The sequence below is a fragment of the Corynebacterium sp. HMSC055G02 genome (genome assembly GCF_001809065.1).
Taxonomy (GTDB): Bacteria; Actinomycetota; Actinomycetes; order Mycobacteriales; family Mycobacteriaceae; genus Corynebacterium; species Corynebacterium jeikeium_D.
This window is the reverse complement of record NZ_KV795672.1, coordinates 82139-94968: the sequence shown is the minus strand read 5'-3', so window position 1 is coordinate 94968 and position 12830 is coordinate 82139. Positions and strand designations below refer to the sequence as shown.

Genomic DNA, 12830 nt, shown 5'->3' with positions numbered 1-12830 from the left:
GAGCGCAATTCGCAAAAACGACCCCCAAGGAAAAATTCGAGTCGAACGATTAAGAGCATAAACTTCGCGTGAAAATAAGTATTTAACCCTGCAAGTGGGCAATTTGACACTCTAAACGCACCTTGGCGGGCGCCGAATCCCCAATATTCGCGGTCACCAACGCGCGAAGATCCCCAAAGGCCTTTACTTTTGGAGTTATGAGTCCACGAACCATTGGTGTAACGGAAGTAGCGTTCCGAGACGCTCATCAGAGCCTCATGGCAACGCGAATGGCTATGGAAGACATGGTCGATGTCTGTGAAGAAATGGACAAGGCCGGTTTTTGGAGTGTGGAGTGCTGGGGCGGCGCAACCTTTGACGCCTGCATCCGCTTCCTTAATGAAGATCCCTGGGAGCGCCTGCGGACATTCCGCAAGCTGATGCCGAACAGTCGCCTGCAGATGCTGCTGCGCGGCCAGAATCTTCTCGGTTACCGGCACTACGAGGACATGGTGGTTGACAAGTTCGTCGAGAAGTCCGCTGAAAACGGTATGGACGTATTCCGTGTTTTCGACGCGCTCAACGACCCACGCAATCTCGAGCACGCCATGCGCGCGGTCAAGAACGTCGACAAGCATGCGCAGGGCACGATCTGCTATACGACGTCTCCGCTTCACGACGTCGACGGGTACGTTAAGCTCGCTGGTCGTCTACTGGATATGGGGGCGGACTCCATTGCGTTGAAGGACATGGCAGCGCTGCTGAAACCTCAGCCGGCTTACGACATCATCCGCGGCATCAAGGAAACTTACGGCGAGGACACCCAGATTAACGTCCACTGTCACTCGACCACCGGTGTCACGATGGTGACTTTGATGAAAGCCATCGAAGCTGGTGCGGATGTCGTGGACACGGCAATTTCGTCGATGTCGCTGGGCCCGGGGCACAACCCGACCGAGTCGCTGGTGGAAATGTTGGAGGGAACCGACTACACCACCGACCTGAACATGGATAACCTGATCACCATTCGTGACCACTTCCGCAAGGTGCGTCCGAAGTACGCAGAGTTCGAGTCGAAAACCCTGGTCAATACCGACATTTTCATGTCGCAGATTCCTGGTGGCATGTTGTCGAACATGGAAAACCAGCTCAAGGCCCAAGGCGCGGGTGACCGCGTCGAAGAGGTTATGCGTGAGGTACCGATTGTCCGAAAGGACGCCGGTTACCCGCCGCTGGTGACTCCGAGCTCGCAGATCGTCGGCACGCAAGCTGTGTTTAACGTGCTGATGGGACGCTACAAGGTTATGACGGCTGAGTTCGCTGACCTCATGCTCGGCTATTACGGGCAGTGCCCGGGTGAGCGCAACCCAGAGCTGATTAAGCAGGCAGCGGAACAGACTAAGAAGGAAGAAATCACTGTTCGTCCGGCTGATCTCCTCGAGCCAGAGTGGGACGACCTGGTCGAGCAGGCCAAGGAGCTCGACGGTTACAACGGCACCGCCGAGGACGTCCTGACCAACGCACTGTTCCCATCCGTCGCACCGGGATTCTTCACCACGCGCGGCGAAGGGCCGAAGAACGTCGGTAAGACTGCCGAACAGCTCAAGCGCGAGGCGGAGCAGGCCTCAGGTGCTGCCAATGCCATTCGCGAGCCAATTCGCTACAAGGTCACCGTTGGCGGTCGTTCGCAGACCGTCCAGGTGGAACCCGCCTAGGAACATCGGGAGAAGAGATAGCAATGTCGCAAAGTTCAGCAAACCAGCCGAATTCGGCGGATGCCGTCGCGCCGGGCGTCGATGCCTCGATGGCGGAGCGCCTGGATTATTTGGATGCTCAGCGTCGCCGTGTTGAGTCCGGTGGCGGTGAAGCCCGCCAGGCCAAGCAGCACGAACGTGGGAAGATGACTGCCCGCGAGCGTATCGACAACTTCGTCGACGAGGGCACTTTCCGTGAAACCGGGATGTTCATGACTCACCGCACCACCGACTTCGGCATGGATACTGCCGACGCGCCTGCCGACGGCGTGGTCACCGGCACTGCCGCGGTTCTCGGCCGGGCAGTACACGTGGCCTCCCAGGACTTCACGGTCATGGGTGGCTCCGCTGGTGAAACGCAGTCCCGCAAGGTTGCGGCCACCATGCGCTCTGCTGCCGACAACGGCACTCCGTTCGTTTTCATCAACGACTCCGGTGGCGCTCGCATTCAAGAGGGAATTGACTCTCTGTCGGGCTATGGCCAGGTCTTCTACAACAATGTCTGGCTATCCGGTCTGGTGCCGCAGATTTCCATCATTGCAGGTCCATGTGCTGGAGGCGCTGCCTACTCGCCAGCTCTGACCGACTTCATCATTCAGACGCGCAAGGCGCAGATGTTCATCACTGGTCCGGGTGTTATTAAGTCTGTGACCGGCGAGGAAGTCACCTCCGAGCAGCTCGGTGGCGCTGATGCGCACATGGCCAAGGCCGGCAATATTGACTTCGTTGCCGACGATGACGAGCAGGCCATCCTGATTGCGCAGAAGCTCTTAAGCTTCCTGCCACAGAACAACACGGAAGAGCCGCCAATCGTGGATCCGGTATTCGACGCCGAGCCGGATCCAGAGCTCCGCGACATCGTCCCCGTCGATGGCAAGAAGGGCTACGACGTCCGCGAGGTCATCATCCGTATCGCCGACAATGGCGATTTCCTCGAGTGCCAGGCGGGTTTTGCCACCAACCTGGTTGTCGGCTTTGGTCGAGTTTTGGGCCGTACCGTGGGCTTTGTCGCCAACCAACCGAACGTGATGTCCGGTGTGCTGGACATCAATTCCTCGGACAAGGGCGCAAAGTTCATCCGCTTCTGCAATGCCTTTAACATCCCGCTGGTCACCCTGGTTGACGTTCCTGGCTTCATGCCGGGCGTCACCCAGGAGCATGGCGGCATCATCCGCCACGGCGCAAAGATGCTCTACGCATACTCCGCAGCGTCTGTGCCTAAGGTGACCGTCGTCATGCGTAAGGCCTACGGCGGTGCGTACCTGGCGATGTGCTCGAAGGACCTCGGCGCGGACTACGTATTCGCATGGCCGACCGCGGAAATTGCGGTGATGGGCGCAGAGGGTGCGGTCAACGTGGTCTTCCGAAAGGAAATTGCCGCCGCGGGCGACGAGGAAGAGCAGGCGCGCGTGCGCGACGAGCGTATCGCCGAATACAAGACACGCTTCTCGACGCCGTATGTCGCCGCCTCGCGCGGACTGGTCGACGACGTGATTGACCCGGCGGAAACCCGCCTGCGTGTGGCTGACGCACTGTCGGTTCTGCGTAACAAGCGGGAGGTTCGCCCGGCCAAGAAGCACGGATTGGGGCCACAGTAATGTCTGACGGCATCGGTGAGATTAAGGAGCTGCGAGCGCTCGTCGCTGAACTGACCGACCGGTTGGATGCGACCTCGACAAGCTTGCAGAAGGCCACGGCACGACTGAATCAGGCAGAGAGCGAGTTGGCTGAACTGCGCAAACGCGTGGACGCAGATATCCCCGAGGATACTGTCATCGCCATTTCGGCAGCAGTGTCTGCGTACCTGGGCAATCGCGGCAAGGTGAAGGCAATTCGATACAACCGCCATAAGACGTGGGCTGCGCAGGGACGCCAGATCCAGCAGCAGCGCAACCTGCGTTAGTTGGAAATTTTCGATACCCGACTTAATTGAGTCTGACTCATTGACTTTTGCTACGTGAGGATTGTTGAGCCATGAAATTGAAAGTGACTGTCGGCGGCATTGCCTACGATGTCGACGTTGAAGTAGTTGAGGAGCCCAAGCGTCTTTCGCCCATCGTGTTGGGTGGATCGTCGAGCGCTTCCGTTGAGCCGGCCACCGCTAGTGTCTCGGGTGTCTCCGCCAATTCGGTGGTGGCGCCACTGGCAGGTTCGGTCAGCAAGATTTTGGTCGAGGAAGGCCAGAAGATTGAGGCTGGGGAGGTGCTGCTCATTCTCGAGGCAATGAAGATGGAAACCGAGATTACGGCCCCGGCTGCAGGCACCGTCGGCTCTATTCATGTCGAAGTCGGCGACGCAGTGCAGGGCGGCCAGGGACTCGTCTCGATTGATTAGCCGCATTAGCCGGGGTGTAAAGATTTTGGGGTGAAATCTTTCTAGCCCCGGTTGCTGGAAATACTTAAGGTTGCCTTAATATTTTCCTTATGAATGCCGTTCTTCTCGCCGTTTTGGTGATGCTAATCCTGGCGGTCTGCCGGGTACACGTTGTGCTAGCGCTGTTTATTGGCGCCTTAGTCGGTGGTCTTTCCGCCGGTATGGGGCTCGATGCCACAATGGTTGCCTTCCAGGAAGGCCTCTCTGGTGGTGCGAAGATTGCCCTGAGCTATGCCATGCTGGGTGCCTTTGCCATGGCAGTGGCATCCTCTGGGTTGCCCAAATTGCTGGCCGATTGGCTGATTGCCAAGATCGGTACGGAGGATGAAGGCGCTAAATCTAAGGCAGAGGCATGGACCAAGTGGGGTATGGTCGCCGGCATTTTGGCCATGGCGATTATGTCGCAGAACCTCATCCCAGTTCACATTGCGTTTATCCCGCTGATTATTCCGCCGCTGTTGCCGGTATTTAACCGCCTCAACATCGACCGTCGAATGATTACCAGTGTGATGACCTTCGGTTTGGTCACCACCTACATGTGGGTTCCGGTCGGATTCGGTTCTATCTTCCTGAACGACATCCTGCTGGGGAACATCGAGAATGCTGGCCTTGATGTTTCCAATATCAACATCATGATGACGATGGGCATCCCGGCTCTCGGCATGCTGGCCGGTCTGGCCATTGCCGTATTTTTCTCCTACCGGAAGCCACGGCATTACGAAGATCGGCCGATTGCCCAGTCCTCACACGCAGAAACCCAGTCTGACGAACCGGTGTCGAAGTACCGAGTTATCGTCGCTCTCGTTGCAATCGTGGTGACTTTCGTCGTCCAGATTGTGATGAATTCTATGGAGACCGATGCCGATCCGTTGCTGATTGGTGCACTCACTGGTCTGGCAATCTTCATGCTCACCGGCGCCGTGCGCTGGCGTGAGGCGGACGACGTGTTCACCGCCGGTATGAAGATGATGGCCCTGATTGGTTTCATCATGATTTCTGCACAGGGCTTCGCCTCGGTGATGTCGGAGTCCGGCCAGATCGAGCCGCTGGTGACCGCTACTGCAGAGCTGTTTGCGGGCAACAAGCCTGCCGCTGCATTCGCCATGCTGGTCGTTGGTCTGGTGGTCACGATGGGTATTGGTTCGTCCTTCTCGACGCTGCCGATTATCGCCATCATCTATGTGCCGTTGTGTGTATCGCTGGGCTTCTCGCCGATGGCTACCGTCGCCATCATTGGTACTGCAGGTGCTCTGGGCGATGCTGGTTCGCCGGCATCGGACTCGACGCTCGGCCCGACGATGGGTCTCAATGCCGACGGGCAGCACGACCACATTCGCGATTCGGTTATTCCGACCTTCCTGCACTTCAACCTGCCGCTGCTGGCAGCTGGTTGGGTAGCAGCTCTGGTGCTCTAGCGCCGGGGCGTGACCGTGAGCGTGATTGTTTCAGCGGGGCTTAGTGACCTGCAATTCCCTTAGTCCCCGCAACCCCCGCAATTCCGGCGATAAAGAGCTCGGTTCCCAGTGCAATGCGCTGGCGGCCGAGCTCTTTTGTCTGTGTAGCCGTATCTTCAGGGGAAGTCGCGACCTCAGCGTCCTTACCGGCGGTGTTCTCGCCACTGGCATCACCATTGTCGGAAACGCCCTTGGCGCCATTTAGATTAAGCGCGATGGCTGTCTGCTGGTCGACTGTCGCACCGAGAATGAAGTACACGAGGACAGACGCGGTATCACCCGCTGATGGGGTGCTGATGGAGGTTTCGGATGCATTCTCCAGGACGTCGGCAAGCAGTTGTTCGGGGCGAATCGTGGCGGTGCCCGTAGCGAGCGCGGCCGAGACGACCTCGGCGCCATCCCGATGAGCGGTGAGGCAGGAGTAGAGCAGCTCGGCGACGGCTTCGATGTCGGCACGCCAATCGCCTGTGGCGGAAAACTCTGTGCAGGGAGCCAAGATGCGGTCAGCGACGGCGCCCAGCAGTGCCTGCTTGGAAGGGTAGTGCCAGTACATTGCGCCAGCGGCGGTACCCAAGTGGCGAGTCAGGCGGCGGATCGTGAGATCGCCGAGTCCGTACTCGTTGAGAATGGTGAGAGCTGCGTCGACAATGATGTCCTTGGTCAATTGCACACTGCCTACCGTAGACGAAAGAAGAATCATCTGGAAGATGTCTCAAGGCTGAAATGGGGAGCGTAAATCCGCGACACGACGGGAATTGAACCCTGTTCGACATTCTGTAGCTGCGGTATTAAGTTTGATAACTGAACAACTTCTGAAACGGTGTTCAAGTTTTATCCCCAGCCTCAAGGAGCATCACCCCCATGACTCAACAGCAGCAGGACATTTTGGAACTCGCCCGAGAAAAGGTGCTCGGCCGCGGTGAGGGGCTGAACTATGAGGAGACCCTGGCAGTTCTGAACCTCGATGACGACAGCATCGAGGATCTGCTGGCACTGGCGCATGAGGTGCGCTTGAAGTGGTGCGGCGAAGAGGTCGAGGTTGAAGGCATTATCTCGCTGAAGACTGGCGGCTGCCCAGAGGACTGCCACTTCTGTTCGCAGTCGGGTCTGTTCGAGTCCCCGGTGCGTTCGGCATGGCTGGATATCCCGGCGCTGGTGGACGCCGCTAAGCAGACCGCAAAGTCGGGTGCGACTGAGTTCTGCATCGTTGCTGCAGTAAAGGGGCCGGACGAGCGACTGCTCAGCCAGATGGAACAGGCTGTCGCCGCCATTCAGGCAGAGGTGGACATTAATGTGGCCGCCTCTATGGGCATTCTGACGCAGGAGCAGGTGGATCGCCTGGCCAAGGCTGGTATTCACCGCTACAACCACAACCTCGAGACCGCCAAGAGCTACTTCCCGCAGGTCGTGACCACCCACACTTGGGAAGAACGTCATGACACCCTGCGTATGGTCGGCGAAGCCGGTATGGAGGTCTGCTGTGGCGGCATCCTGGGTATGGGAGAGACCCTTGAGCAGCGTGCCGAGTTTGCTCAGGACCTGGCGGCGCTCAACCCGACCGAGGTGCCGATGAACTTCCTCGACCCGCGCCCGGGCACTCCGTTCGCCGGTCGCGAGCCGATGCCAGCCAAGGACGCACTGCGTGCCATCGGTGCCTTCCGTCTGGCACTGCCGAAGACCATCCTGCGTTTTGCTGGCGGTCGTGAGCTCACCCTGGGCGACCTGGGCGCAGAAAAGGGGCTGCTCGGCGGTATCAACGCTGTCATTGTCGGTAATTACCTGACCACTCTGGGCCGTCCGGCGGAGCAGGACCTGGACATGCTTGGCAAGGTACGACTCCCAATTAAGGCCCTCAATGCAACTGTCTAAGCCGCGGACATCTAGCCCGCGCTCGCCGCGGAGTAAGAAAGTCGACTCCACAGAGCTGCTCCAGGCCATGGTGCTGGGAGATGAGCCCAAGTTCGATCCTTTTACCGGCGCCGACCTCGAAGCTGGTGAAGTGCGCGAACGCTCCTATGGTGCAAAAGCTGGACTGGAGGCGCCTCGGTTCTGCCAGCTCTGTGGGCGTCGGATGGTGGTGCAGGTGCGTCCGGACGGCTGGACTGCAAAGTGCTCGCGCCACGGCGAAGTGGACTCCGTTATGTTGGAGCAGCGATAAAAGGCGCTGATTGTGCTAGTGCGCCATTCGGGCACGCTAGTACTGGACGTGCGCCGTGAGGTAAGTTAGTCAACTATGACTATGAAAAATACCCGAGTCCCACACGTTGAAAAGCAGAGCGTGGCAATGGCCTCGGGTATTGTTCTCTTCTCCGTCGTAACGGGAACGATAGCCGGAGTGGCCTGGGCATTCCTACGCCCCAAGCAGCAAGTGCAAATGCTCCCGGATAACCAACTAGCGATTATTCAAGAAACCGTTGACGCTGGTTTTATTGGGCTGCTCTGGTTTGTTGCTGTCACTGCCATCAGCGGCCTGGTGCTGGGAATTACTACGTTCCGAAATCGTGCCATCACGACCCCTGTGCAGATGCTCACAGCAATTGGCTGGGCAGGTTTCTCCGCGTTGATGAGCGCAGCAGTGACGTACCTCGTCGGTCAGTCGGTTGCGGCATTGCTCCAGCCGGATCTGGCGGGAATGCAGCCGGGCGATAAGTTCTCGGTGATTCCGGACTTCAAGACCTATGTAGCGCTGCTGGTCGCGCCACTGGTTGCCATGCTCGCACTGTGGTCCCGGGTGTTGTTCCAAACGGACTTCACGGAAGGCAACGAGAGCGCTGCAGACAATGCTACGGGCGCAGATTCGGTCACTAAGTGAGACAGTGAGGTTCTGCGCGGGGTCCGTCGTAAAGCACTATTTCCTACTGAACAGGGGTAGTTATTGGGAAATAGGCTTATACAAGCCTTACAATTTTGGGAAATAGGTTCGTCTTCGATGTCAGTATTCGCCCCGATTTAGGGGCTTTTTCGATATTGTGTGGCGAGCTTAGGTCTCTTGCACTTGCCCGTTTGAGTCCGCTGCGAATGCCTCCGGGGACCGTTGCCGGTAACGGTGACGGCGTTTTCTCCGGTCGTAGCCACAGCCCATTGAAGTAAGGACGTAGTTTTCCGTGAATACCAGCCTTGCGGCCAATGCTTCCAGCCTGCCGCGCCTTGAATCGGATCTGTACGAATCGGTAGTCGATAAAGATGGCCGCTACGGTGGCGTAGTTGCAGATGAGCGCTGGGCCCAGGAGATTAAGCGCCTCGCCCGCGAACGCAATGCCGTAATTCTTGCGCACAACTACCAGCTGCCGGAGATTCAGGATATTGCCGATTACACAGGCGACTCCCTCGGACTTTCCCGCATCGCTGCGGAAACCGATGCCGACGTCATCGTCTTCTGTGGTGTCCACTTCATGGCGGAAACCGCCAAAATTCTGAGCCCAGAGAAGACCGTCCTCATCCCGGATGAGCGCGCCGGCTGCTCCCTGGCGGACTCCATCACTGCAGACGAACTGGCCGAGTGGAAGGCTGAGAATCCCGGCGCACTGGTGGTCAGCTACGTCAACACCACGGCAGACGTAAAGGCTCTGACCGACATCTGCTGTACTTCCTCCAACGCCGTCGACGTGGTCAAGTCCATCCCGGAAGACCAGGAGATCCTGTTCAACCCGGATCAGTTCCTCGGCGCACACGTCCGCCGTGAGACCGGCCGCGACAACATCAAGGTATGGGCTGGTGAGTGCCACGTCCACGCCAACATCAATGGTGAGGAACTCGCGCACCGCGCGGAGGAGAACGCCGATTCGCAGCTGTTCATTCACCCGGAGTGCGGTTGCGCGAACTCTGCGATTTACCTCGCAGGTGAAGGCACCATCGAGCCCGAGCGCGTGCAGATGCTCTCCACCGGCGAGATGCTGACCGAGGCGCAGAAGCTGAAGGAGAACAAGCCCAACGGCAAGGTGCTCGTGGCCACTGAGGTGGGCATGCTCCACCAGCTGCGCAAGGCCGCACCGGATGTTGACTTTGAGCCGGTCAACGACCGCGCTTCCTGCTCGTACATGAAGCTCATCACTCCGGCGGCTCTGCTGCGCTGCCTCGTTGAGGGCACTGATGAAGTCGATGTCGAGCCGGATGTCGCCGACAAGGCGCGCGCTTCGGTCGAGCGCATGATCGCTATCGGTAACCCAGGCGGAGGCGAGTAACACGTTTGGTCTGCGCCCATCATTCGACAGTTGGACACTGACGTGTGACTTCCTCGTCATCGGCGGGGGAGTCGCAGGGCTCAGTGCTGCGCGTCGGGCCCTTGAGCTCGGCCTCGACGTGCTGGTTATCGACAGCGTCGAGTGGCGCGTCGGTGCCCGCAAACAGCTACGTTTCGCCGATGCGGCCACGAATCTCGCACAGGGCGGGCTCGCGGTCGTCGGGCTTGACGACGACCCCAGCGGCCATGTGGCCAACGGGTTCGACGACACCATTGATTACCACATCGCGGATACTCTCGATGCCGGTGCCGGACACTGCGATGAAGAGGCTGTGGCTTCCATCATCCGCGCCGGCGCTGCGGCGACCGAGTGGCTAATCGGGCTAGGCGCTACATTCGACCCGGCACCGGATAACCCGGCCGTTTATTCCCGCACTAAAGAGGGTGGACACCACGCGCGGCGCATCATTCATGCCGGCGGTGACGCCACTGGTGCTGAAATCGAGCGCGCCCTAGAAGCCTCAGTTACCGGCGTGCGAGTACTGCAAAACGCCACAGCGCGCCAGCTCATCGTCGGCAAAGACGGCCGCGTGCTGGGGGCGCTGGTAGCGGATCCCCGTGGCGGTGGCGCTATTCGCGCTAGCGCCACTCTGCTGGCTACCGGTGGCGTGGGCCATATTTACCGTGCGACCACGGCCCCCTCGGGCGCCCGCGGCGAGGCTATCGGCATGGCCTCCGATGCTGGCGCGGAGATTCGGGACATGGAGTTTATCCAGTTCCACCCGACGGTGCTCTATGACGAGCGCTCGGCATCAGATGGCACCGGCCGACGCCATCTCATCAGCGAGGCGGTCCGTGGTGAAGGAGCCATTCTCGTCGACTCCCGGGGCAACAGTGTGACCGCCGGCGTTGACCCTCGCGGGGACCTGGCTCCGCGCGATATCGTCTCGCGCGCCATCGCGACTCGCATGCGCGAGCTCGGCGAGGACCACGTCTTCCTCGACGCACGTCACATCGACAACTTCGCCGCCCGCTTTCCGACGATCACAGCGGGCCTAACCGCAGCGGAGATTGATCCGACCAAGGACCTCATACCCGTGGCCCCGGCGGTCCACTACACCTGTGGTGGTATTGCCGTCGACCCATTCGGTGCAACTAGCGTGCTGGGTCTCTTTGCGGCCGGCGAATGCTCCGCAACAGGGCTCCACGGTGCCAACAGGTTGGCCTCCAATTCGTTGCTGGAGGGACTGGTCGTCGGCAAGCGGGTGGCCGAAAAAGTCGCTGAAACACACGCTGTGCCGGTCGGGGACGAGGAATTCGCAGCGGCAGTTGAAAGCCTGCCGCAGCCACGGCCAGAACTGGAACCACGGCAGCTTTTCCGGTTGCAGACGGCGATGCAGGAAGGCGCTGGTGTAAGGCGCAATGAGCAGAGTTTGCGGCAGGCGTTGGCGGTTATCGATCGGCTCCCGCAATCGGTTCAGGTCGTAGCCGCAAGGAAAGTCGTCGAAGCGGCATTGGTACGACCATATACTTTGGGGTGCCACACTTGGTTTGAAAAGGACGGGGATTAGCTAACCATGACTCTTGAGAAGGACACTCTGCGCGGGGTGCTGAACGAAAACATCACCCGTGGCCTCATTCGGACGGCACTACAGGAAGACATGAGCTTCGGGCCGGATGTGACCTCGCTGTCGACAGTCTCGGCATCTGCGCAGGCACGCGCCCGCCTGGTGGCCCGGCAAGAGGGCGTTATCGCGGCTATTGATGCGGTGGAGTGGACGCTGCAGGAGGTCATCTCGGGTGAGTTCACCGTCGAAAAGCACGTTGAAGATGGCACCCTGGTGCGTCCTGGCACAGTGCTGGCAACGATTTCTGCACCGACTCGGGGGTTGCTGACTGCTGAGCGGACAATGCTGAATATCCTCACGCACGCCAGTGGTGTAGCTACTGCGACGCGCCAGTGGGCTGACGCGATTGTCGGCACCGGTGCGCGGGTGCGCGATTCCCGAAAGACGCTGCCGGGGCTGCGCAACCTGGAAAAGTATGCTGTGACCTGCGGCGGCGGAATTAACCACCGCTACGCTTTGGGCGATGAAGCACTGATTAAGGACAATCACGTGGTGGCTGTCGGTTCCGTGTCCGGTGCGTTGAAGAGGGTGCGGGATCAGTACCCGGAGCTGCCGTGTGAGGTGGAAGTCGATACCCTCGCACAGCTCGATGAAATCCTGCCGATGAAGCCGGACATCGTCATGCTGGACAACTTCGAGGTCTGGGAGACCCAGATTGCGGTGCAGCGCCGCTCGCAGATTTCTCCGGCCACCCAGCTGGAGTCCTCTGGTGGACTGACCATCGATGTGGCTCGTGAGTACGCGTCCTGTGGTGTCGATTACCTGGCTGTGGGCGCGCTGACCCACTCGGCCAAGGTGTTCGATGTCGGACTCGACTTCGACGAGCAGTAGCTGAATCAGCCCCGGTTTCGCCTCGTAGCTTCGCCTACAGGCGACGGGCGATCTCTGCCCCAATCTCGCTTAGTGCCGACCCCCAGCGCTCCCGTGATTGCTCATCACAGGTTTCCTGTGCGCGGTAAAGCGCCTTCTCTGCAGCAGCGACATCGCCCAAATGCAGGTGGCACTGTGCAATTTGTGCAAGCAGAGGCACGGCCTGGATATTGAGGTTATCGGACTGGAAAAGTCCCGCCGCCAACTCCAGGTGATCAATGGCGCGCCCTTGATGTCCTCGACGAATCTCTGCCTGGCCGTTCAAGGTGTGCCACATCGCCCAGCGCAAGTGGCGCGGAGGGGTGTCCGCAGTCGGCTCGAAGCCGTCTTTCTCCAGGTTATCCAGCAAATCCAACCAGTCCGCGGCCTTGTCCATCAGCTTCGGTGCAGAGCCACGGATGGGGCGCCCCAGACTGTCGGTCTGCGGAGCATCCGCCTCGTCGCCGAGCTCCTCGAACCCCTGCATCAGAGTTAGGGCTGCTTCCCAGAGGTTGTTTTCCTCAGCCAATGCCGTGGCGGCGTCGAAAAGCTGCTGCGGGCTAGAAGTCGCGGAATCACCAGAAGTAGTCATGACCTAACACTCTACTTTGTG

The 12830-nt window shown here is 59.4% G+C and carries 13 protein-coding genes; 11 read left to right on the top strand and 2 right to left on the bottom strand.

What is annotated here, in order from left to right; all coding sequences use genetic code 11:
• The first annotated feature begins 197 nt into the window (after positions 1–197).
• The 5 genes from HMPREF2547_RS09075 (at position 198) to HMPREF2547_RS09055 (ending at position 5521) form a co-directional block, all read left to right on the top strand.
• Positions 198–1694: a methylmalonyl-CoA carboxytransferase subunit 5S gene (locus tag HMPREF2547_RS09075; protein WP_042388769.1), complete on the top strand. Its 1497-nt coding sequence runs from the start codon at positions 198–200 to the stop codon at positions 1692–1694.
• A gap of 23 nt (positions 1695–1717) precedes the next feature.
• Positions 1718–3331 carry an acyl-CoA carboxylase subunit beta gene (locus HMPREF2547_RS09070; RefSeq protein WP_070545597.1) on the top strand — a complete coding sequence of 538 codons (1614 nt, stop codon included), beginning with the start codon at positions 1718–1720 and terminating at the stop codon, positions 3329–3331.
• Entirely contained in the window at positions 3331–3636 is a 306-nt protein-coding gene (locus HMPREF2547_RS09065) for a hypothetical protein (protein ID WP_016422965.1), read from the top strand. Before HMPREF2547_RS09070 ends, HMPREF2547_RS09065 begins: the two co-directional genes overlap by 1 nt.
• A gap of 71 nt (positions 3637–3707) precedes the next feature.
• Entirely contained in the window at positions 3708–4067 is a 360-nt protein-coding gene (locus HMPREF2547_RS09060; protein ID WP_016422964.1) for a biotin/lipoyl-containing protein, read from the top strand.
• Positions 4068–4156: 89 nt separating this feature from the next.
• Positions 4157–5521: a Na+/H+ antiporter family protein gene (locus tag HMPREF2547_RS09055; protein WP_016422963.1), complete on the top strand. Its 1365-nt coding sequence runs from the start codon at positions 4157–4159 to the stop codon at positions 5519–5521.
• Between the two features lie 40 nt (positions 5522–5561).
• Here HMPREF2547_RS09055 and HMPREF2547_RS09050 read toward each other — a convergent pair whose 3' ends face one another.
• Entirely contained in the window at positions 5562–6230 is a 669-nt protein-coding gene (locus tag HMPREF2547_RS09050) for a TetR family transcriptional regulator (RefSeq protein ID WP_224784224.1), read from the bottom strand.
• A gap of 191 nt (positions 6231–6421) precedes the next feature.
• Here HMPREF2547_RS09050 and bioB point away from each other — a divergent pair, with 191 nt between their 5' ends.
• From bioB to nadC, 6 genes are all read left to right on the top strand, one after another.
• Complete coding sequence (bioB, locus tag HMPREF2547_RS09045) at positions 6422–7429, top strand: biotin synthase BioB (protein WP_049190419.1); 1008 nt, start codon at positions 6422–6424, stop codon at positions 7427–7429.
• Entirely contained in the window at positions 7416–7718 is a 303-nt protein-coding gene (locus tag HMPREF2547_RS09040; RefSeq protein ID WP_016422960.1) for a biotin synthase auxiliary protein BsaP, read from the top strand. The genes bioB and HMPREF2547_RS09040 overlap by 14 nt, the downstream gene beginning before the upstream one ends.
• Before the next feature lie 75 nt (positions 7719–7793).
• A complete protein-coding gene (locus tag HMPREF2547_RS09035) occupies positions 7794–8372 on the top strand; it encodes a hypothetical protein (RefSeq protein WP_069359173.1) in 579 nt (192 codons plus the stop codon).
• Between the two features lie 292 nt (positions 8373–8664).
• Complete coding sequence (gene nadA, locus HMPREF2547_RS09030; RefSeq protein WP_070605612.1) at positions 8665–9741, top strand: quinolinate synthase NadA; 1077 nt, start codon at positions 8665–8667, stop codon at positions 9739–9741.
• A gap of 10 nt (positions 9742–9751) precedes the next feature.
• Positions 9752–11311, top strand: a complete 1560-nt coding sequence (nadB, locus tag HMPREF2547_RS09025) for an L-aspartate oxidase (protein WP_083296882.1) — start codon at positions 9752–9754, stop codon at positions 11309–11311.
• Positions 11312–11317: 6 nt separating this feature from the next.
• Positions 11318–12199 (top strand): carboxylating nicotinate-nucleotide diphosphorylase, encoded by an 882-nt coding sequence (nadC, locus tag HMPREF2547_RS09020; protein ID WP_049190033.1) that lies wholly within the window; start codon positions 11318–11320, stop codon positions 12197–12199.
• Positions 12200–12233: 34 nt separating this feature from the next.
• On the opposite strand, the gene HMPREF2547_RS09015 is transcribed toward nadC, so the two are convergent.
• Positions 12234–12809, bottom strand: coding sequence for a hypothetical protein (locus HMPREF2547_RS09015; RefSeq protein ID WP_016422955.1), 576 nt, complete (start codon positions 12807–12809; stop codon positions 12234–12236).
• Positions 12810–12830: the final 21 nt, after the last annotated feature.

Coding starts and splice junctions, on each gene's coding strand:
- HMPREF2547_RS09075 (WP_042388769.1), top strand. CDS start 198: ATGAGTCCACGAACCATTGGTGTAACGGAAGTAGCGTTCCGAGACGCT.
- HMPREF2547_RS09070 (WP_070545597.1), top strand. CDS start 1,718: ATGTCGCAAAGTTCAGCAAACCAGCCGAATTCGGCGGATGCCGTCGCG.
- HMPREF2547_RS09065 (WP_016422965.1), top strand. CDS start 3,331: ATGTCTGACGGCATCGGTGAGATTAAGGAGCTGCGAGCGCTCGTCGCT.
- HMPREF2547_RS09060 (WP_016422964.1), top strand. CDS start 3,708: ATGAAATTGAAAGTGACTGTCGGCGGCATTGCCTACGATGTCGACGTT.
- HMPREF2547_RS09055 (WP_016422963.1), top strand. CDS start 4,157: ATGAATGCCGTTCTTCTCGCCGTTTTGGTGATGCTAATCCTGGCGGTC.
- bioB (WP_049190419.1), top strand. CDS start 6,422: ATGACTCAACAGCAGCAGGACATTTTGGAACTCGCCCGAGAAAAGGTG.
- HMPREF2547_RS09040 (WP_016422960.1), top strand. CDS start 7,416: ATGCAACTGTCTAAGCCGCGGACATCTAGCCCGCGCTCGCCGCGGAGT.
- HMPREF2547_RS09035 (WP_069359173.1), top strand. CDS start 7,794: ATGACTATGAAAAATACCCGAGTCCCACACGTTGAAAAGCAGAGCGTG.
- nadC (WP_049190033.1), top strand. CDS start 11,318: ATGACTCTTGAGAAGGACACTCTGCGCGGGGTGCTGAACGAAAACATC.
- HMPREF2547_RS09015 (WP_016422955.1), bottom strand. CDS start 12,809: ATGACTACTTCTGGTGATTCCGCGACTTCTAGCCCGCAGCAGCTTTTC.